Source organism: Acetobacterium paludosum (assembly GCF_008086595.1).
Classification (GTDB): Bacteria; Bacillota; Clostridia; order Eubacteriales; family Eubacteriaceae; genus Acetobacterium; species Acetobacterium paludosum.
The window spans coordinates 153,105-178,279 of record NZ_RXYA01000008.1 but is presented as its reverse complement, the minus strand read 5'-3'; the positions used below and the strand labels follow the sequence as shown (position 1 = coordinate 178,279).

The following is a 25,175-nucleotide window of genomic DNA, read 5'->3' as shown; positions in this document are numbered from 1 at the left end:
CAGGAGTTCGAATCTCCTAGGGGTCACCATAATTATTTTAACAAAGCGGCCTGGTAGTTCAGTTGGTTAGAATGCCAGCCTGTCACGCTGGAGGTCAAGGGTTCGAACCCCTTTCAGGTCGCCATTTAACGCTTTATCCCAATTTCAGTAAGAAATTGGTCGGAAGTTGAGCGAAAGCGAAACAACAGTGATAAAGCTAACGCATTTTAATTAAAAACTCATCCAAATACGGATGAGAAGAGTTTTTGATTAAAATACGATCCAAAGTAATCAAACAAACCCTTTTATTTAGGCTGATGTGGCTCAATTGGCATAAGTAGAGAACCCAAATCTTTGATTTGGTGTGAATCACTTAGTTATGTGTAGTGGATCAGAAAACAGGTACAGTAATCAAACAAACCCTTTTATTAGGCTGATGTGGCTCAATTGGCATAAGTAGAGAACCCAAATCTTCGATTTGGTGTGAATCACTTAGTTATGTGTAGCGGATCAGGAAACAGATACAGTAATCAAACAAACCCTTTTATTTAGGCTGATGTGGCTCAATTGGCAGAGCAGCTGATTTGTAATCAGCAGGTTAACGGTTCAAGTCCGTTCATCAGCTCCATTTTTTTGTAAAAAAACAGCGGGAGAATGCCCGAGTGGCTAAAGGGGGCGGACTGTAAATCCGTTGACGGCGTCTACGATGGTTCGAATCCATCTTCTCCCACCAAAGTTTTATCCCGATTTCATTTATGAAATTGGTAGGTAGTTGAGCGTAGCGAGACAACGTGATAAAGCAAACGCATTTTAATTAAAAACTCATCCAATTACGGATGAGAAGAGTTTTTAATTAAAATACGATCATTGATTAGCTCAGTTGCTATAAGTAGAGAACCCAAATCTTCGATTTGGTGTGAATCACTTAGTCAGGCAAACAACTGGATCACAGAATCGTCTAAAGACAAACAATAACTAAATAATTTATCTGACCCATTAGCTCAGTTGGTATAAGTAGAGAACCCAAATCTTTGATTTGGTGTGAATCACTTAGTCAGGCATACAACTGGATCACAGAATCGTCTAAAGACAAACAATAACTAAATAATTTATCTGACCCATTAGCTCAGTTGGTAGAGCATCTGACTTTTAATCAGGGTGTCGGGCGTTCAAGTCGCCCATGGGTCACCATTAGAAAAACATGACTGCAAGAGATTGCAGTTTTTTTTAGTTTGAAAGATAAATAATTTCCAAATCCTTATAAAATCCTTACAATTAGCCCTTACTATATAAATATCAAAGGAAAAGGGAGTAATTATAATGAAAGACATTATCTTAGAGACAAGAAGTCTTACTAAGACATTTAAAAAGCAGGCAGCAGTGAAAAATATTTCTTTATCAATAGAAAGAAATTCAGTGTATGGGCTATTAGGACCAAATGGCGCTGGAAAATCCACGATTCTAAAAATGATTACAGGCATGTTAAAACCTACTGATGGAGAAATTATTTTCAATAATCATTCATGGTCGAGAAATGATCTTTTACAGATTGGTTCGTTGATTGAATCAGCACCATTATATGAAAATTTGTCGGCGAGAGAAAATTTGAAGGTACGTACTCTGGTGTTAGCAATTCCTGATAAAAAAATAGACGAGGTTTTAGAAATTGTAGATCTAAGTGATACCGGAAAAAAGAAAGCTGGTAATTTCTCAATGGGTATGAAGCAGCGTCTTGGTGTGGCTATCGCACTTATAAATAATCCAAAGCTTTTAATATTAGATGAGCCTACTAATGGGCTGGATCCCATTGGAATACAGGAATTGCGGGAGTTGATCCGTTCATTTCCGGAGAAAGGAATTACGGTCATTCTTTCCAGTCATATATTAAGTGAAGTTGAACAGATTGCTGACCATGTTGGAATTATCTCCGGAGGTGTTCTTGGTTATCAGAATGAACTAAAATTAGGTGATAATTTGGAAGAACTGTTTTTAGAAACAGCAGCAAAATACAGAAGGGTTGAAGCATAGATGTCAACATATTTAAAAGCTGAAAATATCAAAATAAGGCATACAGCGATTCCAAGACTAGCTCTTCTAGCGCCGCTTGCAACCATTCTTCTATCTTTCTTTCTGGCATGTGATTTTTTTATGGTAGATAACTATAACTGGTGGTATAGTATGATTTTGCCTCTTTACATTACCATTATTAGCGGAATGTTGATGCAAAAGGACGGAAAAATGGGAAATCGCGCGGTTATCACGTTACCGATTGACTTGAAAAAAATATGGATTGCCAAAGTAATGACTGGGGTGGAACTACTTTTTATTTCCTGTTGTATCATTTTTATGGGTTCTGTTTTATATCCCGTAGTAAGACATGTTATCGGAGGAACGGTTGAATACGGGATACCTATTATGAATGCATTCTTAGCGATTACCGTTTTAGTTATTACATTTGCCTGGCAGATACCTTTTTGCATGGTTTTGAATGAAAAGCTGGGAATATTTGTAACATTAATCGTCAATACCAGTTTGAATGTTACAGCGGGGATTCTGGCAGCGACTGAGACATTCTGGTGGGTATTTCCTCATTCTTATGGAGCAAGGCTAATGATCCCGATACTTAATATTCTTCCGAATGGATTGATTGCTGAGGATGGTAGCAAAACATTTTCACCGATGCTCTTATCATGGAATGTGCTGATACCGGGAATATTGATTTCAATTATATTATTTCTTGGATTAACGTGGATAAGTGCAAGAACTTATTCAAATAGGGAGGCTCGTTAATGATGTGGGGGTTATTAAAATCAGAATTTTACAAAATGATACATACACCTTTTTATCTCATCCATTTAGTGATCCCAATAATAGGAGTTGTTTTAACATTGTGCTATTATTCGTTTTCGGCCAGTGTAACGATGAATAAAGTCAATGGTTATATAGAAATATTGGCGATTGCTTTTCCGCTTTTAATCAGTATCGTATGTGCGTCTTCAATCGATACGGAGAGATCTGCTGGTAACTTTAAAGAAATGATCGGTTTAAAGAACCCAAAGTACCAGAGCTTTCTGGCAAAACTTTTGATGCTTTTAATAATTGGTGGCGCTGCACTGGGAATTGCTTTATTTGGTTTTGCGGCAGGATTTCAATTTGTCCTGAAACAAAATAATTTACCGCTTTCGTTTTACTTAGTGATATCATGTATTTTGTTTGGCAGTCAGATATTTTTATATGTCTTCCATATGATCCTAAGCTTGGAGTTTGGAAAGGGTGTTTCCATGACCGTTGGTGCATTAGAAAGTCTTTGTTCAGCTTTAATGCTTACTGGACTCGGAGAAGTTATATGGAAATTTATTCCATGCAGTTGGGGTATCCGATTTACGGGATATTATTCGCTGTCGATTAGTGATCCTGATTATTTGATGTCGATGATGGGAGATGTGCAGTTTGGTATCGTGACAGCAACTGTCTTAACTGCTTCGCTATTAGTTGCGGCAGTTGTTTGGTTTTCTAATTATGAATCAAATAATTGCATCGAAAGTTAAGTTTAGTGTTTGGATTGATAGGATGAAAAATAGCAATAGTTGGAGTGAGATTTGAAGATTTTTAATTTAAGGATACAGAAATATGGCAAATATTTTAGCAGTTGATGATGAAAAAGAAATTCTAATGATTATAAAACGAGCACTTGAAAAAACAGGTCATCGCGTAACAACAGTAGTCAGCCCGCTGATGATAAAAGAAAACCAGTTTTCAAATTATGACCTAATTCTTTTGGATGTGATGATGCCGGATATGGATGGCTTTGAATGTTGTCGGAAAATACGTGGATTGGTGGATTGTCCGATTATTTTTCTTACTGCAAAAGTCATGGAAACCGATTTAATTACTGGTCTTCGTGTTGGTGGCGATGACTATATTACAAAACCATTTGGAATTGGTGAATTAAGAGCGAGGGTGGAGGCTCATCTCAGAAGGGATCATCGAGAAAAGCAAAATGTGTTTGCCATATCCGGGCTGCGATTTCACCTCACCGCCAAAGAAGTTTATGTTGAAGAAGCGAAAATTCCATTAACCAAAAGTGAATATGAAATTTGTGAGCATCTGGCTATGAATCATGGACAGGTATTCTCCAAAGAACAGATTTACGAAGCAATATTTGGATTTGATGGAGAAAGCGACAGCTCCGCGATTACAGAACATATAAAAAACATAAGAAATAAGTTGTCTAAATATGATCTGAAAGTGATTGAGACGGTATGGGGGATCGGGTACAAATGGAACGTGCAATAAAAACAAAAAGTATCCGATACGTTTTTATTTCCTATGTTGTGAAATTTTGTATAATTGTAATTGCTACCGTTATATTGATGTGTATCGTGTTGGAGGCAGGATTTTTAAGTGGAATTATTCTCCCGGCCAATCATGCGGAAAATATAATTAATGAAGCTGTCGTGCATATAAAAGATTACAGTTCTTATGCAGACTGGATGCCATATGGTTGTACTTATGCAGTATATGATGAAGCAGGTCGTGTTAAAGAAAGCAATATTGATGAAGCAGAAAGTTTGGTCATGTGGCAGGATGTTCAGAATGGTGTTAGTAACAAAGGTGATTCATATTATAAGATTATCCGAACTGCTAATGATACCGGTATTATCAAATATAAGCTCTATCCAAGATATAGTAATGAGAATTGGAATAAATACTTGCCGGGGCCAAGCGTATTCACGATATTGATTTTTATTGTTTTGTTTATACTGGAAACAATCATTTTAGCTAATCGTTTTACCAAAAGACTTAACAGAGAAGTTCAGCTTTTAAAAGATACAACAGACAAAATTCAAATGGATAATCTTGAATTTCAGGTAGCATCATCAGAGATTATTGAAATAAATGATGTACTGGCTTCAATCGATAAAATGAAGGTAGAATTGAAAAATTCGTTAACCCGACAATGGATTCTTGAGGAGGGAAAGAAAAAGCAGATTTCGGCTTTGGTACATGATCTGAAGACCCCTCTGACTGTTATTAGGGGAAATGCAGAATTAATTGAAGAAACGGAGCTTAATAAAGAACAGCGTGTCTGCAGTGTCAGTGTTCAAAAAAGTGTTGCTGACATGGAACAATATCTAATGACGCTGATGGATATCATTGAGTCTGAAAAAGAAAATAATCTGGTCGTTAAGGATATTTCTTTTACAATATTAATGGAGACAATCATTTCGGATGCTCGGTTAATCGCCGGCCAGAAAAATATTAGATTGACTCTGATTCAAGAGTCGGTTCCAGCTATTATCACCGTGGATGAAACAGCAATAAAGCGTTGTCTGTTGAATGTGATTTCTAATGCAGTGGAACATACACCGACTGGTGGAGAGATCTTTTTAAATGCATCTGAAAAAGGAAAGTTTCTCTATTTTATGGTAGAAGATTCAGGGCCGGGATTTTCCGGTGAAGAAATGAAGTCAGCATTGGAACAGTTTTATCAGGGAGAGAAAAGCCGAAATTCAAGGGAGCATTATGGATTAGGTTTGTATATTGTGGATAATCTTGTAAAAAATCATGGCGGCAGTGTAAAGTTATTAAAATCGGAAAAAATAGGTGGTGCTAAAGTTGAGATTAAAATACCGATAAATCATTAACTTTCATTTCGGCATTAAAAAAGCACCCTTCAACGGTTATACTACATATAATCGTTGAAAGGTGCTTTTTTAGTTAAGTGGAACACGATATATTCAATATAAACGCAACATCAAGTTTATATTGAATATTTTTCTAAAGCTTCTACGAAAGCAGTGAAGCCGGGTAACCCGCTTCAGTCAGCGCAGCGATGACAACAGCATCGTCTACTGCATCGGTAGCGCTAAAACTTACTTGACCTTCTTCCAAAGAGACAACAACATCTTCAATGCCATCAATTGCATTGAGTGTTGTTTCTACCCGTTTTACACAATGTTGACAACTCATGTCATCAACCTTCATTAATTTTTTCATTCTTTTTCCTTCTTTCTTATCATTCTCTATAATTAAAGGCATTTCTGCAATAGGAACAGACGGGATGTCTTTATTATTAGCGATATCCATTAATTTTGTCTTAAATGTTTTTAGTGATAAAGCATTCAGGACGACTGAAACTGAGCTTAAGCTCATCGCACCGGCGGCAAACATCGGATTGAGTTTTAAACCGAAAGGAATATACAGAATGCCGGCGGCCAGGGGAATTCCAATGGTATTGTAAATGAATGCCCAAAATAAATTCTGTTTGATGTTTCTCAGTGTCGCCTTGCTTAATTGTACCGCTGACAAAATATTTATTAAATTATTCTGCATCAGTATAACATCAGCGGATTCGATAGCAACATCGGTGCCGTTACCAATCGCAATCCCGACATCGCTTTGAGCCAGGGCCGGGGCATCATTGATGCCGTCTCCCACCATAATAACTTGATTGCCATTTTCCTGAAGCTTCTTGATCATTTGCGATTTTTCATGAGGGAGGACGTTGGCAACCACGTGATCGATATTGACCATTTTGCCAATTGCTTTTGCGGTGAGCTCATTATCACCAGTCAGCATATATACTTCTATTCCCATGGCTTTGAGTTGGGTAACAGCCTGATAACTGTCGGCTTTAATTGTATCGGCGACAGCAATAATGCCCTTTAAAGTGCCGTTCCATCCAATCAACAACGGGGTTTTACCCATATCTGACAAATTCAAATAATCCGTATGTATCATATCACAGGAAATATTTTCTTTTTCCATCAGCTTTTGATTTCCGGCGACTAGCTGGATTGTGCCAACTCGCCCTTTTATTCCCAAACCGGGAAGTGAATCAAATTCTTCTGGGTCAGCCAGGTCCAAATTCTCTGCTAAGGCGGCTTTGACAATGGCATCACTGAGGGGATGTTCGGATTTTTGTTCGAGTGAAGCGGTGATTTTCAACAAATCCTGTCTGGTGATTTGGACATCATATAAAATGATATCCGTTACCGACGGAGCACCAACTGTAAGTGTACCGGTTTTGTCGAACACAATGGTATTCGATTTTCCAAGAATTTCCAGAGCCGGTCCATTCTTAAACAATATGCCTTGTTCTGCGCCTTTTCCAGTTCCGACCATAATGGCTGTAGGGGTTGCAAGACCCAAGGCACAGGGACAGGAAATGACTAACACCGATATACCGACTGACAGAGCAAACGACAAACCATAGCCCAAGAGAATCCAGATTAAGAAAGTGAGTAAGGAAATACCCATAACAATCGGGACAAAGTATTGACTGATTTGATCTGCAATTCGGGCAATGGGAGCCTTGGATGATTGTGCTTCTTCAACCAATTGAATGATTTTATTAAGGGTGGTATCTTGTCCGATTTTTGTGGCTATAAATTCAAATGAACCGGTTTTGTTGATGCTTCCGGAAATGACAAAATCACCTTCTTTTTTTTCAACCGGTATACTTTCACCAGTAAGCAGCGATTCGTCAATGCTGGAGCGGCCAGTGCGTATTTCGCCATCCACTGGTATGCGTTCGCCAGGACGAATAATCACAATATCGTTGACTTTAACTTCATCAATGCCAATTTCGATTTCATGTCCGTCTCGCAGAACATGGGCATTTTCAGGAACAAGAGCGATTAATTTTTCGATCGCTTGAGAAGTTCTCCCTTTAGCTTTTGTTTCAAAATATTTTCCGAGGGTAATTAATACTAAGATAACAGTGGTTGATTCGAAATACAACTCGTGTGCATATTGATGGACTAATTCCATATCATCATAAGAAAAGCCATAAGCGAGGATGAAAAGGACAACGACACCATATAAAAATGAAGCACTGGTACCCACCGCTACCAATGAATCCATATTCGGAATCCGCTTTACAAGTGCTTTATAACCGTTAATATAGAAATTCCGACAGAGGTAGATAACAGGCAGGGTTAAGAACATCTGCGTTAAGGCATTGATTAGAATATTCGGCATTCCAGCTAGAAAAGTTGGGATAGGCAAACCAATCATCGATCCCATGGCCAGATAAAGCAGCGGCAGCGTGAAAATCAAAGAAAAGACTAACCGGTTTCGAACTTCATTAATCTGTTTTTGATACTTTGATTCACTGGCAGGTTTTGTGATATTGCTTCCCATTCCGTTATCAACAGGAAGGGCTTCATAGCCAAGGGCCGTTATCGTTTCGATGATTAATTTGGGGGTGACCAGGCTAGCGTCATAGACGACCAATAACTTTTCAGTTGTGAAATTAATTACGGCAGATTCAACACCATTAATCTGGTTAAGTTTTCGTTCAATGGTGCCGGCACAGGCGGTGCAGGTCATTCCATTAATATTAAAAAAAGTTTTTTCCATTAAAATTCACATCCTTTCTATAATCATCAATTGGAGCAGACTAAAGATAGTATCATACTATTATTCCCAGGAATGAATGTCAAGCATTATAAGCAGACATAAAATTATAATATGATTTTACAAGAGCATGTTAATTGCAGTAGGAAAGGAGTACGGTTATGTTACACAGTGAAGATGCGGATATTAATATCGTTATCAGGGAAATTATAAATCTGGATAAAAAGGCAATCGACATCAAAAAAAATGTTGAAGCAAGGGCAGTCGAAATATTGGAACAAACAAAAAATAATATCAAAGAAAGAGAAAAAGTTGAATTAGAAAATGCTCAGAAGCTGGCGAAAAAAAATTATGAAATAGAAATAGCAAAAGCAAAAGAAGACCGTCTTGCCATTATTAATTCAATGGAGAAAGACTTACTGAAAGTGCGGTACCGGTATGATGAGAAAAAAGAAGAAAAAGCAATCGAAGTCCTGAAGATATTATTCAAAACGCCAACTGATCATATTTAAATATAAAGTTTGAATTATAAAGAAAAGTGGGAAATCAAATGTCTAAAAGTAAATATGCATGCATAAGTGTAAAAACACTTGCCATGAGGGCTCAAAAGATCAAAGCGGCAGATTATATTGAGCTGATCAAGGCGCAAAATTTGACGGCAGTATTTCAATATTTAAGAGATCATACCTATTACGGCGAGTTTTTAAAAAATCTGGATCCTCTCAATCTCCATCGCACACAGATTGAGGTACGCTTAAGTGATTTAAAGGTGCAGGAAACTGAAAAACTCATGCACTATTTATATGGTAAGGATAAATCATTTTTTAAAATGCTCTTAGTTCAGCTGGAGGTGGAATCTCTTATAGTTTTAATTCGTGGTATTGCCAGAAACGACGATTTGGAATCCTTACGAGGTCTGATTGTATACTCGAAGAAATATACAAATGTGCCTTTTGAACGTTTATTTCGTGTAAAAGATTGGGAGCAATTTAAAAAGCTGCTTATTGATACCGATTATTATCGGGTATTGGAAATTTTTAAAGATGCATCAATTGAGCAGGATTTGGTGATGATTGAAAAAAGTCTGGATCGATATTATTATGATTTGCTAAAAAAAAGACTGATTGAACTGGATAAAAAAATTAATCGGGATTTGATTAAGGCCCAGCGGCGTCATTTTGATTTGCTGAATCTGGTGTGGATTTATCGTGGCTTAAAGTTTTATAACCTTTCTCGGGAAGCGTTGATTGCCTATTCATTAAGAGGCGGATTAGAAATTAATGAGAGGCGCTTGTCACAGCTTGTTGATGCCAAGAACACCGAAGAAATGAAGGAACAATTGATTAATTCAGATTATGCGTTTTTATTTAATCATACGAAAACCATTGATCTGTATATGGAGCGGCGGATGAAAAGGTATCTATACTATCTATATTTAAAACTATTTAGTATAGGAAGCGATAACTTAGGCAGGGCGTTTGCATATATTCAATTATTAGATTTCGAAATTGCGGATATAACTTCAATTATTGAGAGCAAGCGATATCGAATGGAGCCGGCAGAAATAAAATATTATTTAATCAGATCCTTTGACTAGGATGTGAAAGGAGGATCCAAATGGCAATAGAGAATGTAATTATGATGGATGTCGTGGGAAAGATTGAAGATGTTGACAAATTTACTAAAGATATTTTTCTTTTCAATGACATCCAAATCGTTGATGCCATGCGTGAAATAGATTCCGGTAGGTTTATTCTTCCCATACAGGAAGAAAACATTAACGGACTTTTGGGGCTTTCGCAGCTTATCTCCGGGGAAGCGAAAATGGGAGAAAAAAACTATATAAAAATGGTAAATAAGTTAAATGATCTTTATAAAGGATCCTTAAAGTTGAATATGAATTCTTTGGCAAAGGGAGAAACTGATCTTGACAAGGCGTTAGAAAAAGTCGCTGAATTTGAACGCAATATCGTTGTTGAGTATGATGAAATCACGCACATCAATACTCAAATTGAAGAGCTGAAGAAAAGCAGAACCGCTTATTCATACATCAATGAAGTGAATGCTCGAATGTCTGAGCTTGACAGCTTAGAAAATTTTTCCTATAGTATCGGCTCGGTTACAAAGGACAATGCCGCTCGTTTGAAAAGCATTTATAATAGCGTAACTTCAATTGTATTTCATGTTGGAAACCAGCAAGATAATGAAGAAGTATTTATGATTATCTCTCCGAAGGATTTTGAAATAGAATCCCATCGCATACTAAAGGCTCTTAATTATAAATTGATTGAAGGCTTTAGCTCGGATTATACTGAAACGCCCAGAGAAATTCTTCAATTGATTGAGGAAAAGATCAGTGAATTACAAGTGAAATGTGCGATTCTGTTTAAAAATTTAAATATCCATTTAGAAGAAAGTCGAAACGATGCAGCAGCTAGTTTCAATACTCTTGGTTTATATGGAAATTTGAACATCATTGAAAAATACATGGCTTTCAGCGAGAAAAGCTTCTATTTTTCTGGGTGGATTTCAAAACGAGACAAAGAAAAAATGGAAAATATCGGAAAAAAATATCCGGATTTGATTATGATGTTTTTTGAAATAAATAGTGGCAGTGGAAAGCCGCCGACAAAATTAAAGAATAACTGGTTTTTTAGTCCTTTTGAAGCACTGGTGAAGATGTATGGGATTCCTTCATTTGATGAGCTCGATCCGACTCCTTTTCTAAGTATCACTTATATGTTTTGTTTCGGATTTATGTTTGGTGACATCGGACAGGGCTTTATTTTATCAGTCGTTGGATTCATTATGGGGAAAAAAGGCGTGGAACTTGGAAAAGTGCTGTTGCGATTAGGCCTTTGCTCCGTTTTTTTCGGATTTATGTACGGCAGCGTTTTCGGATTTGAAGAGATCATTAAACCAGTTTGGATCCGGCCCTTTGATGAGATCAATACCATGTTAATGACGGCGGTTATCATTGGTATGATGATGCTTTTAGTTGCGTATATTTACAGTATTATCAATAAATTGAAGAAAAAAGAAATAAAAGAAGGTGTTTTTGGAAAAGATGGTATTTGTGGATTAATTTTATACTCGTCACTTTTAGGCCTTTTAGGACTCAATACGGGTATTTTCAAACAGTCAGGGCTATTTAATCTGATATTAATAGGAATTGCGATTCTAATGGTGGTGATTGTTCTTATCCGGGAGCCGCTATCAAATTATCTATTTAAAAGTAAACAGCTTTATCAGGAGGAGGTATCAGAATATTATGTTGAAAGTGGATTTGAAATTTTCGAAATGCTTCTGGGAATGTTAAGCAATACGCTCTCATTCATTAGAATCGGAGCCTTTGCCCTAACCCATGTTGGCTTGTTTATGGCTTTTCAAACACTTGCCGTGATGGTTCAAAACGGCGTGATGAGTGTGGGAATACTTATTTTTGCGAACATTTTTATCATTGCATTAGAAGGCTTAATCGTTTCGATTCAGGCACTAAGATTGCAGTTCTATGAATTGTTCAGCAAATATTACACCGGTGACGGAATCGAGTTCAAACCCATTGATCTGGAAATAAATATAGTTTAAGGAGAAAAATAATGAATGTACTTACGCTCATTACGATTGGAGCAAATTTGTTAGTATTAGGAACCATCGCTTTTGGTGTTTATTTTCTTTACAACGACTGCAGTGAGAATCGTGGTAAGATGAAACGATTTTTGCGCATTAATCTTACGACATTTATTCCGATGGTTGCGGCAGCTTTAATTTTTATGGCACCCAATATTGTGGCAGCAGCCACGACCGGTGCATCCAATGGCTTTACTGACGCGGGTTTAGGTTATATTGCCGCTGCTCTTTCGACTGGTTTTGCCTGTGCAGGAGCCGGCTATGCGGTGGGCGTTGTTGGCTCGGCAGCTCTGGGTGCAGTATCGGAAGATCCTAAAATACTTGGAAAAACCCTGATCTATGTTGGACTTGCAGAAGGGGTTGCGATCTATGGTTTGATTATTGCAATCCTGATTATTGGAAAATTATAAAATGAAATCATATGTTATCAGTGAGAATCGGGATTCCTATTTGGGAATGAAATTGGCTGGCATCGAAGGCGTTTATTTAAGAAAAAAAAATGAAATCGAGATAGCGTTTAAAGAAACACTGAAAAACAAAGAAATCGGGATTATTTTTCTTAGCGAAAAAGCTTCGCTGATGATTGAAGCTGAGGTTTTAGAAGCAAAGAAAAAACAGTTTGTACCGTTAATAACAATCATTCCTGACCGATATGGATATCAAAGAGATGAGGGCCTGATTATGCGGTATATTAAAGAATCTGTGGGATTGTAAGGAAGTGATCAAAATGATTTCAGTTGAAGAAAAACTTCGCGTATTTTCCCAGTATCTTTTAAATAAGGAAAGAACACGGGGAAAGGGTATTATTGAAGAGGCGAAGAGTAAACAGCAAGAATTGCTGGAAGCATCAAAACAAAAAATCGAGAAAGAAAAAAAAGATATTGAGGAGCGCAATAAAAAAATCATTTTCCGAGACAAGAATAAAATTATCTCAGAGGGTAAAAACAGGGCTAAAACACTGGAACTTGAAGAAAAAAATCATATTCTGATTGGCTTTAATCAATTAATTATGGTAAAAGCGAAAGAATTTGTAGTAAAGGATGTATACCGTGATTATCTCAGAAATTGCGTGACCGGAATTCCTGAAATATTTGGAGAAAAAAGAGAGCTGGTAGTTTTTGTGAACAAAAATGATTTAGATTATTTTAAAGCATTGATTAACGATCAGCTGATTGATTATACTGTTGAATATCGGCAGGAAATAAAAGACAGTATTGGTGGGATCGTTGTCGAAGATGCCGAAAGTCGAATACACTGTGATTTCTCTGTTGAAAATTTAATCAACACCAAATATAAATTCATCGGAATGACCCTAAATGAGTTTATGGAAAAACAGGTGAAGTAAATGGTTGCGAGTAAAATTAACAAGGAAATCGGAATTATTTCTGCAATCAATGGTCCGGTCATTAAAGGAAAAAATATGTCTTCTTTTAAAATGCGGGAAATGGTTACGGTTGGTGAAAAACAACTTATCGGTGAAGTAATTGTCTTAGAAGGCGATATCGGAACCGTTCAGGTGTATGAAGAAACCGAGGGCCTCAAAACCGGTGAAGTCATTATCCCAACCGGTCGGCCACTCAGTTTGAAATTAGGACCCGGATTATTAAAAAATATGTTTGATGGCATTCAGCGACCGCTCAAGAAAATACAGGAAATATCTCCGGTTTATATTCCTGAAGGAATTGGATTGATGTCCATTGATGAAAAAAAACTTTGGGATACAACGATCACTGCCAAACTGGGGGATGTTTTAGCAGAAGGGAATATTTTTGGCTTGGTGCAGGAAACCGAAGTGATTCAAAATCGACTGATGGTTCCGCCTAATGTTTCCGGAACCGTCGTCGAGGTTGTGAAAAATGGCTTGTACACGATTGAAGCCGTGCTGGTAAAAATACAGGATGAAAAAAAAGAAATAAAGGAATTGAAAATGGCTCAGGAATGGCCGGTGCGAACCCCCCGTCCGAATGCATATCGACGTGAAACGTTGGTGCCGCTAATAACCGGACAGCGGGTGATCGACATTTTTTTTCCGATCGCCAAAGGCGGCACGGCCGCAATTCCCGGCGGCTTTGGGACCGGTAAAACGATGACCCAGCATCAGTTGGCAAAATGGTCAGACGCCGATATTATTGTTTATATCGGCTGTGGCGAACGGGGCAATGAAATGACGGAGGTCATTGAAGAGTTTCCAAAACTGCTGGATCCGCAGTCAGGAAAATCAATTATGGAACGCACGGTACTGATTGCCAACACCTCCAATATGCCGGTTGCCGCTCGCGAAGCGAGTATTTATACTGGCGTTACCATTGCCGAATATTATCGTGATATGGGTTATGCAGTGGCGTTGATGGCTGATTCAACTTCTCGGTGGGCAGAAGCCTTGCGAGAAATATCCGGCCGATTAGAAGAGATGCCGGCGGAAGAAGGATATCCGGCCTATTTGCCTTCACGGATTGCAGAATTTTATGAACGGGCCGGAAGTGTTGAAACCCTGGGTGGCGGTGAGGGATCCATTACGATTATCGGCGCGGTTTCACCGGCTGGAGGAGATTTTTCAGAACCGGTTACGGAGAATACTAAACGTTTTGTAAATGTTTTTTTGGCGCTTGATAAAAATCTTGCTTACGCTCGGCATTATCCTGCCATTAACTGGCTGGAAAGCTATAGCGGATATATTAAAATCCTGTCCGATTGGTATGAAGACAATGTCGCTGAAGACTGTATTGAGTTACGAAATAAAATGCTTGAACTTTTGTATGAAGAGAATAAACTTTTGGAAATGGTTATGCTTGTGGGTGAGGATGTTCTGCCAGATGATCAGCGCTGGATTCTGGAAATCGCAAAAATAATCAAGGTCGGTTATCTTCAACAGAATGCCTACAATAAGGAAGATACCTATGTGCCGCTGGAAAAACAATATGCCATGTTAAAATCGATTGAATATCTCTACGAAAAGGGTCGGGAGGGATTAAAACTGGGAATACCAACATCTCAGCTTAAGGATATAGATATTTTTAATCAATTTATAAAAATGAAATATACAATTCCAAACGATGATCTCGGCGGTATTGACCGGCTAAAGGACGATATTGACAGGTTCTACGATAAACTTTTAAAAAAATATGTCGATTAGGAGGGGAACAATGAAAAAGGAATATTTAAAAATTGACAAGGTAATTGGTCCCCTTATTGAAATATCTGAGGTGGATGATGTTTTTTATGGTGAAGTTGTCGATATTGTTGATATTGATACGGGAAGTATAAAAAAAGGAAAAGTTATCAAAATTGAAGAAAAAAATGTAATCATTCAAGTTTTTCAAAATACCGCCGGTCTGGCGGCCGGGAACAGCATCATTAAATTTACTGGAGAGGCCTTCAATTTACCGATGTCTTTGGATTTGCAGGGCCGTATTTTCAATGGTGTTGGCGAACCAATTGATAATGGCAGTGCTATTTTCAGTGCCATTGAAGCGAATATTAATGGGCGGCCAATTAATCCGATGTCAAGGGAATATCCGCGGAATTTTATCCAAACAGGCATTTCATCAATAGACACACTGGCAACGTTAATTCGCGGTCAAAAGCTGCCGATTTTTTCGGGAAATGGGCTGCCTCATAATGAACTGGCAGCTCAGATTGTCAAACAGGCTCAATTGGGCGAGAATACCGGCGAAGTTTTTGGTGTCGTTTTTGCTGCGATTGGCGTCAAACATGATGATGAAAAGTTTTTTAGAAAGAGTTTCAGCGAGGCTAACATCATGGATCATGTGGTTATGTTTGTCAACTATGCGGATGATCCCATAGCAGAGCGAATCACAACCCCGCGTTGTGCGTTAACCGCAGCCGAGTACCTTGCTTTTGAAAAAAATATGCATATTTTAGTTGTTATGACAGATATGACAAGCTACTGTGAGGCTTTAAGAGAAATTTCATCCGCAAGAGAAGAGGTACCTAGTCGAAAAGGTTATCCCGGGTACATGTATTCTGATTTAGCATCTCTTTATGAACGTGCGGGAATGCTTAAGGATCGCAAGGGATCCATAACCTTTTTACCAATTTTAACCATGCCGAATGATGATATTACCCATCCAATTCCAGACCTGACCGGGTATATTACCGAAGGACAAATTGTGTTGGGAAGAGATCTGTTTCAAAGAAGTATTTATCCGCCGGTAGCCGTTTTACCATCGCTATCGCGATTGATGAAAGATGGCATTGGTGAAGGTTTTACCCGTGAAGATCATGCTGATGTTACCAATCAACTTTTTGCATCATATTCAAAGGTTCAGGAAGTAAGAGCTTTGTCACAGATTATTGGTGAAGAAGATTTAAGTCAGACAGATAAAAAATACATGGCTTTTGGTCGGGCTTTTGAGGCGGAATTTTTAAATCAGGGGTTTGATGAAAGTCGGAATATGATTGAAAGTCTTGACTTGGGATGGCAGCTTCTTTCGTTACTGCCATTGACTGAGCTTGACCGGTTAAGTCCAGAGAACATTGAAAAATATTTTTCTCAGGAATCATAGGTGGTGGTATTATGGCCATAAAAATCACCCCAACCAAGGCGAACCTGATAAAAACAAAAGGTCGGTTGAATTTTTCCGAAAAAGGATATGACCTTTTAGATAAAAAAAGGACCATATTAATTCAGGAAATCATGCAGTTGGTCAAGGAAGCTGAGCTTATTGAAAAAGAAATTGGACAATTATTTGGTGAAGCTTATGAGGCTTTGCAACAGGCTTGTATCAGCATGGGTCTTAATCATTTAGAGGAGTTTGCATTATCGGTGAATCCGGAGTTGCCTTTTGATATTCGCGCCAGAGGGGTAATGGGGGTTGATATACCTGAAGTGATTTATGCAAATGAAGAAGAAAAAGTTTTACCCTACGGCTTTTATGAGAATAATCCGGCCTTGGATATTGCGCTAAAGAAGTTTTCAGATGTGAAGTATTTATGTTATCAATTAGCACAAGTTGAAACAACTGCTTTCAAACTATCCCTGGAAATTAAAAAGACCCAAAAAAGTGCCAATGCATTGGATAAAATTCAGATTCCCCGGTTAAAGGAGGAGATCAAGTATATTCAGGATACGATAGAAGAGAAAGAAAGGGAAGAATTTTTCAGATTAAAAAGAGTGAAGAATAAACGGTAAATTATTTTCTCGCATAAAAATTCCCATTGCATCCAGATGGATACAATGGGAATGCTTATTATTTAGAGGGCTTCCAGGAACTTTTCAGGGAAACAATTTCGTTAAAGACCAACTTCGCGGGCGTTGAATATTTTGGATCAACTGAGAAAAATCCGTTTCGAATAAACTGAAATTTTTCATAAGGAGTTGCCTTCATAACTTCAGGTTCAGCGTAGGCGTTAACAATTTCAAGAGAATTGGGATTGATGTGTTCAATGAAGTTGTCTTTGTTTATTCCCGCCTCATCATCAATAAGATAATCATAAAGATGAACTTCGATTTCTTTGGCGTGATTAATATCGACCCAATGGATGGTACCTTTAACTTTTCGTTCAGAAAAACCGCTGCCAGAACGGGTGGCCGGATCATAGGTGCATTTTAACTCAATAACATTGCCGTCTTCGTCTTTGACAACTTCGTTGCAGGTGATAAAATAAGCGCCTCTTAAACGAACTTCATTGCCAGGAAATAAACGATAGTATTTTTTGGGAGGCGCTTCCATAAAATCAGCTTTTTCAACAAATATTTCACGGCTAAATGGGGTAGTATAGTTTCCCATATCCGGATCTTCCTGATTGAGCGGCAGTTCAACCCATTCCACTTGATCTTCCGGATAATTGGTAATGGTCACTTTCAAGGGATCCATTATTGTCATTAACCGGGGCGCCTTTAGCTTCAAGTCATCTCTGATAAAATGTTCAAGCATGGCAATATCCACGGTACTATTGGTTTTGGCAACCCCAATAGCTTCACAAAAGGCCTGAATGGATTCAGGTGTATAGCCTCTTCGTCGCAAACCTGAAATCGTTGCTAGACGGGGATCGTCCCAGCCATCAACGATTTTTTCGTCAACTAGCTGTTTTAAATAACGTTTTCCGATAATTGTTTTGGTCAAATTGAGTTTTGCAAACTCGATCTGTCGTGGCGGCTCATTTTGAAAATCATCAAGATTTGATAAAACCCATTCATAAAAAGGACGATGGTCTTCAAATTCCAAGGTGCACAATGAGTGAGTGATGCCCTCAATCGCATCTTCGATGGGATGAGCATAGTCGTACATCGGGAATATAAACCAGTCCTTATCGGCGGTATGATGTTTGATGTGAAGAATCCGGTAGATTGCCGGGTCCCGCATATTCATGTTAGGGCTGGCCATATCGATTTTTGCCCGGAGAACCCGTGATCCCTCAGGTAGTTTGCCACATTTCATTTGCTCGAAAAGTTCCAGATTTTCTTCCACACTTCGTGAACGGCAGGGACTTTCTTTGCCCGGTTCGGTAAGATTTCCTCGGTACTCCCGCATTTCCTCAGAGGTGAGGTCATCCACAAAGGCCAATCCCTTTTTTATCAGTTCAACAGCATAGTCTGCCATTTTATCGAAATAACTGGAAGCAAAAAAGAGACGGTCATCCCATTTAATGCCTAACCAGGCAAGGTCTTCTTTAATGGAATCAACGTATTCCATATCCTCTTTACTGGGATTGGTGTCATCAAAACGCAGATTGAATTTTCCTTGATATTCTTGCGAAATACGGTAATTGAGAAGCGAAGCTTTAGCATGACCTATATGTAAATAACCGTTTGGTTCCGGTGGAAAGCGGGTGTGAACACGATCATTGGTGTAGACCTTGTTGTCGATATCATGATCAATTGCATTGGTAATAAAATTTGTCTTTTTTTCTGTGGGCTCCATTAAAATCCTCCTGTTTTTCATATCAGCCAATAATATCATAAAGTGCCTTTTTTTACAATACAAGGTACGGGAAAGCTGAACCCGATTTATCGCTTTAAAAATTTTCCGTTTTTATAACATAGCTCGTCATCGGCATAGATTTCTCCGCCATCTTTCATGTCGCATAACATATCCCAATGAAGCAGAGAATCATTGACAGGACCACACTCGGGGTAGGAGCTGCCAAGGGCGAGATGAATCGTCCCACCTATTTTTTCGTCGAAAAGCATGTTTTTCGTAAATTTTGTGATACCATAATTGGTACCAATTGCAAATTCGCCGGCAAAATGCGAACCTTCATCTGTATCAATCAGAGACAAAAGCAAATCTTCGCCACGTTTGGCGGTGGCATCAGTAACTTTTCCATTTTTAAAGGTAAGTCGGATGTCTTCAATTTCCTGGCCACTGTAAATGCCGGGGAACGTAAAACGAATGGTGCCATTAACACTTTCTCTGACCGGGGCGGTAAAAACTTCGCCACTGGGAAAATTATGGTGACCGTCTGAGTTTATCCAGGTTCGGTTGTCAGTGCTTAAGGTTAAGTCGGTGTCTTTGGCAATCACATGATAATTTTTTTTGGTGTTTAAATAGTTAACCATTGCTTGCTGATCATCATGGATTTTTTTCCAGGAAGCAATCGGATTTGGGGTATTAATGAGACAGGCTTCAAAAACAAAATTTTCATACTCTTCCAATGACATATTGGCTTCTTGAGCACCGCTTTCAGTGGGATAGAGGCACAGGGTCCAATCCATCAACCCAAGGGAAATACGGTCATTAAAGATCTTGGTTAGGGGAGCGCCGGCACGACGTTGAAGTGCAATTCGTTCACTTGGTATGGATGTGAGCGCTTTTAAATTATTGTTTCCTAAAATAGTGAGGACTTTATCGGCCTTTGAATAAGCTTCCATCATCAAGGGTGAATTAAATTGCAGCTGGTCATCGCTGGCTTCCTTCAACATGATTTCAGAAATACCATCCGGGATGAGTAAAACACTGGGATGGGCATCGACTTTCAATATTTCGCGATAGCATTCTTTAATGAGCGGCATGGCCAAATCTGAACCGCGGATGACGACCCATTCATTCTTTTTTACATAAAGGGAATAGTTGACAAGGCTGTGGGCATAATTTATTAAACGATGATCTCTCATGATTTATCTCCTTATAATTGAAATGATAGTATTAAATATATACGAAAAAAGAATTTAACTCAATAAAAAAATAAAAAAAAAGGTGACAAAATGACAAGAATATTGTATAATGTCACCAGTATAGATAATGATTAAAAGTTCATAAATGGTAACCACGTTAAGACAATACGTCCATGCTCCATTTAAAAAGAATAATCAGATCCTGTACAGTAAAATTAAGTGGAGGTAACTCATGGAAGACAGAACTTTAATTTGTCAAGATTGTGGTGAAGAATTTGTGTTTACAGTTGGTGAACAAGAATTCTACCAGGAAAAAGGTTTTGACAATGAACCAAAAAGATGTCGTGAATGTCGCACAAAAAGAAAACAAACTAGAAGACCAAGAAACAGCAATTTCTAGGAACAATTCACAAAAACAAATAAGATCCCTTTTAGGGATCTTTTTTTCTTTTGATGAAATTGTTGTTATTATATAAAGAATCGTATTAATTAAGATAAAAAAAAGATGAGAACCAAAAATGAAAGAAAGACAAACAAATGATAGACAAAGCTTACGTTTATATCGTAGAATGTAAAGATGGGACACTATATACTGGCTGGACCAAAAACATAGAAGCGCGAGTAAAGGTTCATAATTCAGGAAATGGTGCAAAATATACGCGTTCTCGTCTTCCGGTGAATTTAGTTTTTTGGGAAGAACTTGAGACAAAATCAGAAGCGCTGATACGAGAAGCGGCAATAAAGAAAATGACAAGAAAGCAAAAGTTGATTCTAATTAATGGTTTAGATAAACAGGAAAGGGGACGTTAATGAATCAGATAATGAATGAGTTGTCGGTTAATAATAACCTGGCAGATGGAAATGTCATTATTATTATTTATGATTTATTTATCGTTTCCCTTCTTATTTTTGAGCTTTTTCTTTTTTATAATAAAGATCATTATATCAGTGAACTAAAACGGCATGAAAAGCAAAAAATCAAACCATTCAGACGTTTTTTTGTAAAATTAACGTTTAGCAATCAATATCAGGGAATCTTAACCGTGACCGGTATTTTATTGGTCATTTCGCTTGCGGTGGTTTCAAGTCATCATACTATTTTACCCCTGGAGTTAATCGCTGTTTTGGGAAGCTTTGCAGCTTTTATTGTTGTCGTTTTTTTTGTACAGCATCTTTTTATGAAATTGGACGAATTTCAAAATAATGTGGTGTCCTGCTTCGTCCAGCTGATTTATTATTTAATATTGGGTCACGCTTTTGTATTGTTTGCGGATTTCATTTCGCCTCCGAGTTTATACATTGGACTTATTGGTTTAGGATTTGCTTTGATTTTGTGCTTCGCGGTAATGATAAGCGCCATCGCTAATCCAAATTTGCTGCGAAGTTCGGTGTCGAAACATCGAAAGTATCAAGTGACTGCCAGCATTCTAAAAGGGATGTTGGCATTGGTTACCAGTGAACTGGGAATACTGTATCTGATGGTATATAATTGCTTTAAAATAAATCCGGATTTTTATGCTTCAAGTTTAAATCGAAGTTTGGATGCATTTGATATGATGTATTATCTGATCATGACATTTGCTACCGTTGGATATGGGGATATTATTCCTGTTCGGGTAGATGGTATGATTTTTAGCGAACTCGTTGCCATGATTATTGGATTGGTCAGTATGTTTAGTACGGCCTGTTTTGTTGGAGCAGTTGTTGCCGGTGCGGCACAAATGAGTTGGAGTCAAACAGAAGATGCAGATAAAGCAGAAAAGCCAGATCCGGAAGTCAATTCTGGGAATGAAGGCATATTTGCGGTAATTAGAAAAAAATTAAAAAACAAAGATATTTAAAAAGAGAGGCTATTCATAATGAAATTTTATTTTGCACTTTGGTTGGCAAAAATACTTGGCGTTGCCATTAATCTTGTCAGCAGGGATCGGGGAACAAATCTTCCAGGCGAAAAAGCTTTGGCAATTGATCCTAGCTTTGTGAAGCATTTTAAAAACATTGACTATTCGAAAGTAATATTTATTACCGGAACGAATGGGAAATCGTCGACAACCAATTTAGTCGATCATATCCTAAAAGAAAATGGAAAAAAAATCATTTCAAATATTGAAGGAGCCAACCTTTTAAGTGGAATTGCAACGATATTAGCAAAAGAATCAACACTGACCGGAAAACTAAAGGCAGATTATTTTGTTTTTGAAACCGATGAGCGATATCTGCCACTCGTTTATGCTCAATTGCCGGCAGAAAATATGTTGATTACTAATCTGCAAAAAGATCAGGTCCAAAGAAATGGAGATCCTGATTTTATTTATCGTAAGTTAAAAGAAGTGATTAATCCCCAAATGACATTGATTTTAAACAATGAAGAACCGCGTTCCCGTTCCTTTGAAGAAAGTTCACTTCGCTCGGTATACTACGGGGTTGAGCGTCATGATGAGTCCTTTAACAAAGGGATCGACTATCCAACTCAAGCCTGTCTAAAATGTCATCATGACATGGTGTTTGATTATTACAACGTGGACAGTATCGGAGCCTTCCATTGCGATTTTTGCGGTTATGCCAGTGAGACAATCCCGGAATATCAAGTTAATGATATTAATTTTAAAGAAAAAACATTTAAACTCAAAGGCGTTGACTATAACATGCCATATGATTTGCCATTTATGTTTTATAATTATGCTGGGGCGCTGGCAATTTGCCAGGAGATCTGTGATATTTCCCCTCAAAAAGCGGCCAAAGCCTTCAATAATTTTAAGAATATTGGAGGACGGTTTGAAGTTCTGAAATATAAAGACAAAACGATCAAATACATGCGGATCAAACAGGAAAATCCGGATACGCTTCAAAGTGCATTGAATATCATGGCGTTTGATAAACAAGAAAAAATGGTGGCATTGGGACTATATACGTTGGTTGATTTTATTCCGCACTATGCCAACACTTTTTATGCCTTCGATTGTGATTTTAAACCCCTGATTGACTCAAAAGTGGAACGTTACCTTTGCTTTTCGGAACATGTTTCCTATGATACGGCAAACCGACTCATTTACGAAGGGGTCGACAAAGAAGACATAACCATTATGGACAGCGATAATATAAAAGAAATATTTGCAGAAATTGATAAGGCAGAAACCAATAATATTTATTTAATCACTTGGATTTCTACTTTCGAAAAGATGAAGAAATTTATCGAAGGAGGGCAGAATTAATGGCTACGACATTAAAAATAGGGTGGCTCTTTCCTAATACTTTTAACCTTCATGGTGATCGGGGAAATATTTTAGCGATAAAAGCTGAAGGATTGCGGCGCGGCTATAAAGTGGAGGTGTTTCAGATTAACCTGGAAACAAAAGATTTTGATCCCATGGATTATGATTTTATTTTCTGCCCGCCTGGGGAAATCGTCCATTTTAAAGCGGTGATTGAATTTTTGAAGCCTCATAATGAGGCTCTTATGACGTTTATTGAAAACCGTCCGATGCTTGTTACCGGCACATCGATAGGAATTTTTGGAGAAGAGATACACCGCAACGATAACAGCAGTATAAAAGGACTGGGGATCGTCAATCTTGAAGTCTATGAGAGTCATGTTGTTTATGGTGACGATCTCTATTATCATTGCCAATACAATGGTAATAAAATGGAAATTATTGGGAATCAAATCCAAATGATGCACGTCGAGATTCAAGAAGAATCACCATTTGGAGGACTGATATACGGTTATGGAAATACCGGCAATACAAAATTCGAGGGTGCCCGGAGCGGAAAAGGAATTTTCACCAATACGCTGGGTCCGTTGCTTGTTTGTAATCCCTGGTTAACGGAAGAAATTATAAATCTGATTGAAGTCAATAAAGGCTTGCCGGTTTGGGAAGAAAAACGAGACAATACACTGGAATTAAATTCTTTAAAAACCAAAGTAGCCTTGATCGAGAAGAAAGAAACTCGGCTTATTAAAATAAGTGAGCGTTAAAAAAGAGAAGAATGTTGAGCTAATGAGTACAAAAAAAGTTATTGTCGGACTAAGCGGTGGAATTGATAGTACGGCTTCTGCCTATCAATTAATAAAAGAAGGTTACGAGGTTATTGGCGTAACCTTCGATTTTTTTGGTTCGGAAAATACCTTGACAGCTGCTGGATTAGCGGCCGAGAGGCTGGGAATAAAGCACCATATTGTACATGCCCAAAGGCAGTTTCAGGAAAAAGTCATTGAGCCATTCATTGAGGGCTACAAAAAAGGGCAGACACCCAACCCCTGTCTGTTGTGTAATCGGGAAATGAAATTTAAATTGCTGACCGAATTTGCAGACAGAAACGATTATGCCTTAATCGCAACCGGCCATTACGCTGAGGTTGTAAAAGTAGGAGATGAATTTAAACTTTTGGCAAGCCTGAATCAGGACAAGGATCAGTCCTATTTTTTATATCATTTGGATCAGAATGTATTAAGCCGATTGTTATTCCCGCTTGATTGCTTTCGTTCGAAAGATGCGGTAAGACAAACCATTAAGGAATTATTACCGGAGCTATCTGCGGGAAATGAAAGCCAGGGGATTTGCTTTATTCCGAAAAAGAATCATACGCTGTTTCTGAAGGAAGCTGTTTTCGGTTTAAACCCGACGCTTCCCGGGAATTTTGTGGATACTGCTGGAAAAATACTGGGAATCCATCGGGGCATTCATGGATTCACACTGGGTCAGACCCGCGGGTTGGGAATCAAACAGTCAAAACGTTTGGTGGTGATTGACATTATTCCAGAGACAAACACGGTTGTCCTGGATGAAGAAGCGGCTCTTTTTAAGAATGAAATATGGATCAATCATTTATACTTGCATTTAGGAGCAGATTTAACTGGAAGTGAATTGACTTTTAAAACGTGTCGTTGGGGTAATCACTATCACGGAAATGTTGAATGTCTTAACAATGGTCAAGCCATTATCCATTGTAGGGAGCCGGTTAGAGCACCGACACCGGGACAAGCCCTGGTTTTTTATCAAGGACGTCAGGTTCTCGGTGGCGGAATTATAAAAAAGAATTTGATATAATTCAAACTTAGGTTATAATAATTTTGACTGTTTAAAATTACAGATAAATATTTTATTAGTATAGATGTTTATAAAGC

23 protein-coding genes and 4 tRNA genes are annotated in these 25,175 nt (G+C 38.1%); 24 read left to right on the top strand and 3 right to left on the bottom strand.

Going from position 1 to position 25,175, the window contains the following annotated elements:
• Positions 1-47: 47 nt before the first annotated feature.
• From FZC41_RS10155 to FZC41_RS10115, 9 genes are all read left to right on the top strand, one after another.
• A tRNA-Asp gene (locus tag FZC41_RS10155) sits at positions 48-124 on the top strand.
• Between the two features lie 407 nt (positions 125-531).
• A tRNA-Thr gene (locus tag FZC41_RS10150) sits at positions 532-607 on the top strand.
• Between the two features lie 20 nt (positions 608-627).
• Positions 628-712, top strand: a tRNA-Tyr gene (locus FZC41_RS10145).
• A gap of 382 nt (positions 713-1,094) precedes the next feature.
• Positions 1,095-1,170: transfer RNA gene (locus tag FZC41_RS10140), tRNA-Lys, on the top strand.
• Positions 1,171-1,299: 129 nt separating this feature from the next.
• Positions 1,300-2,007 carry a lantibiotic protection ABC transporter ATP-binding protein gene (locus tag FZC41_RS10135; protein WP_148567293.1) on the top strand — a complete coding sequence of 236 codons (708 nt, stop codon included), beginning with the start codon at positions 1,300-1,302 and terminating at the stop codon, positions 2,005-2,007.
• The gene (locus FZC41_RS10130) at positions 2,008-2,769 is read left to right on the top strand and encodes a lantibiotic immunity ABC transporter MutE/EpiE family permease subunit (RefSeq protein WP_148567292.1); all 762 of its coding nucleotides are present in this window, start codon (positions 2,008-2,010) and stop codon (positions 2,767-2,769) included.
• Positions 2,769-3,527: a lantibiotic immunity ABC transporter MutG family permease subunit gene (locus FZC41_RS10125; protein WP_148567291.1), complete on the top strand. Its 759-nt coding sequence runs from the start codon at positions 2,769-2,771 to the stop codon at positions 3,525-3,527. The genes FZC41_RS10130 and FZC41_RS10125 overlap by 1 nt, the downstream gene beginning before the upstream one ends.
• 82 nt (positions 3,528-3,609) lie before the next feature.
• Positions 3,610-4,275, top strand: a complete 666-nt coding sequence (locus FZC41_RS10120; RefSeq protein ID WP_148567290.1) for a response regulator transcription factor — start codon at positions 3,610-3,612, stop codon at positions 4,273-4,275.
• Positions 4,260-5,627 (top strand): sensor histidine kinase, encoded by a 1,368-nt coding sequence (locus tag FZC41_RS10115; protein ID WP_170253943.1) that lies wholly within the window; start codon positions 4,260-4,262, stop codon positions 5,625-5,627. The genes FZC41_RS10120 and FZC41_RS10115 overlap by 16 nt, the downstream gene beginning before the upstream one ends.
• A 142-nt stretch (positions 5,628-5,769) precedes the next feature.
• On the opposite strand, the gene FZC41_RS10110 is transcribed toward FZC41_RS10115, so the two are convergent.
• Positions 5,770-8,346: a heavy metal translocating P-type ATPase gene (locus tag FZC41_RS10110; protein WP_148567288.1), complete on the bottom strand. Its 2,577-nt coding sequence runs from the start codon at positions 8,344-8,346 to the stop codon at positions 5,770-5,772.
• Between the two features lie 158 nt (positions 8,347-8,504).
• Between FZC41_RS10110 and FZC41_RS10105 the strand changes: the two genes are divergently transcribed.
• The 9 genes from FZC41_RS10105 to FZC41_RS10065 are packed head-to-tail and all read left to right on the top strand — an operon-like array spanning position 8,505 to position 17,125.
• Positions 8,505-8,855: a hypothetical protein gene (locus tag FZC41_RS10105; protein WP_148567287.1), complete on the top strand. Its 351-nt coding sequence runs from the start codon at positions 8,505-8,507 to the stop codon at positions 8,853-8,855.
• A 38-nt stretch (positions 8,856-8,893) separates the two neighbouring features.
• On the top strand, positions 8,894-9,940 hold the full coding sequence (locus tag FZC41_RS10100) for a V-type ATPase subunit (RefSeq protein ID WP_243136690.1): 1,047 nt from the start codon (positions 8,894-8,896) through the stop codon (positions 9,938-9,940).
• A gap of 20 nt (positions 9,941-9,960) precedes the next feature.
• Positions 9,961-11,931: a V-type ATP synthase subunit I gene (locus FZC41_RS10095; protein ID WP_148567286.1), complete on the top strand. Its 1,971-nt coding sequence runs from the start codon at positions 9,961-9,963 to the stop codon at positions 11,929-11,931.
• A gap of 11 nt (positions 11,932-11,942) precedes the next feature.
• Positions 11,943-12,383, top strand: a complete 441-nt coding sequence (locus tag FZC41_RS10090; RefSeq protein WP_148567285.1) for an ATP synthase subunit C — start codon at positions 11,943-11,945, stop codon at positions 12,381-12,383.
• A 1-nt stretch (position 12,384) separates the two neighbouring features.
• Positions 12,385-12,687: a V-type ATP synthase subunit F gene (locus FZC41_RS10085; protein ID WP_148567284.1), complete on the top strand. Its 303-nt coding sequence runs from the start codon at positions 12,385-12,387 to the stop codon at positions 12,685-12,687.
• 13 nt (positions 12,688-12,700) lie between these two features.
• Entirely contained in the window at positions 12,701-13,318 is a 618-nt protein-coding gene (locus tag FZC41_RS10080) for a V-type ATP synthase subunit E (protein WP_148567283.1), read from the top strand.
• Complete coding sequence (locus tag FZC41_RS10075; protein WP_148567282.1) at positions 13,319-15,106, top strand: V-type ATP synthase subunit A; 1,788 nt, start codon at positions 13,319-13,321, stop codon at positions 15,104-15,106.
• Positions 15,107-15,116: 10 nt separating this feature from the next.
• The gene (locus FZC41_RS10070) at positions 15,117-16,499 is read left to right on the top strand and encodes a V-type ATP synthase subunit B (protein WP_148567281.1); all 1,383 of its coding nucleotides are present in this window, start codon (positions 15,117-15,119) and stop codon (positions 16,497-16,499) included.
• Between the two features lie 11 nt (positions 16,500-16,510).
• Positions 16,511-17,125 (top strand): V-type ATP synthase subunit D, encoded by a 615-nt coding sequence (locus FZC41_RS10065; protein ID WP_148567280.1) that lies wholly within the window; start codon positions 16,511-16,513, stop codon positions 17,123-17,125.
• Positions 17,126-17,183: 58 nt separating this feature from the next.
• Here the strand turns inward: FZC41_RS10065 and FZC41_RS10060 are convergent, their stop codons facing one another.
• Positions 17,184-18,857, bottom strand: a complete 1,674-nt coding sequence (locus tag FZC41_RS10060) for a glutamine--tRNA ligase/YqeY domain fusion protein (protein WP_170253942.1) — start codon at positions 18,855-18,857, stop codon at positions 17,184-17,186.
• Positions 18,858-18,943: 86 nt separating this feature from the next.
• A complete protein-coding gene (locus FZC41_RS10055; protein WP_148567278.1) occupies positions 18,944-20,050 on the bottom strand; it encodes an aminopeptidase in 1,107 nt (368 codons plus the stop codon).
• Positions 20,051-20,282: 232 nt separating this feature from the next.
• Between FZC41_RS10055 and FZC41_RS10050 the strand changes: the two genes are divergently transcribed.
• The 6 genes from FZC41_RS10050 (at position 20,283) to mnmA (ending at position 25,098) form a co-directional block, all read left to right on the top strand.
• On the top strand, positions 20,283-20,450 hold the full coding sequence (locus FZC41_RS10050; RefSeq protein ID WP_041668887.1) for a zinc-ribbon domain-containing protein: 168 nt from the start codon (positions 20,283-20,285) through the stop codon (positions 20,448-20,450).
• A gap of 137 nt (positions 20,451-20,587) precedes the next feature.
• The gene (locus FZC41_RS10045) at positions 20,588-20,860 is read left to right on the top strand and encodes a GIY-YIG nuclease family protein (RefSeq protein WP_186855173.1); all 273 of its coding nucleotides are present in this window, start codon (positions 20,588-20,590) and stop codon (positions 20,858-20,860) included.
• A complete protein-coding gene (locus tag FZC41_RS10040) occupies positions 20,860-21,891 on the top strand; it encodes a potassium channel family protein (RefSeq protein ID WP_148567277.1) in 1,032 nt (343 codons plus the stop codon). Before FZC41_RS10045 ends, FZC41_RS10040 begins: the two co-directional genes overlap by 1 nt.
• Before the next feature lie 18 nt (positions 21,892-21,909).
• Positions 21,910-23,262: a MurT ligase domain-containing protein gene (locus FZC41_RS10035; RefSeq protein WP_148567276.1), complete on the top strand. Its 1,353-nt coding sequence runs from the start codon at positions 21,910-21,912 to the stop codon at positions 23,260-23,262.
• A complete protein-coding gene (locus tag FZC41_RS10030) occupies positions 23,262-24,026 on the top strand; it encodes a type 1 glutamine amidotransferase (protein ID WP_148567275.1) in 765 nt (254 codons plus the stop codon). The genes FZC41_RS10035 and FZC41_RS10030 overlap by 1 nt, the downstream gene beginning before the upstream one ends.
• Positions 24,016-25,098: a tRNA 2-thiouridine(34) synthase MnmA gene (gene mnmA / locus FZC41_RS10025; protein WP_279235176.1), complete on the top strand. Its 1,083-nt coding sequence runs from the start codon at positions 24,016-24,018 to the stop codon at positions 25,096-25,098. The genes FZC41_RS10030 and mnmA overlap by 11 nt, the downstream gene beginning before the upstream one ends.
• Positions 25,099-25,175 lie beyond the last annotated feature (77 nt).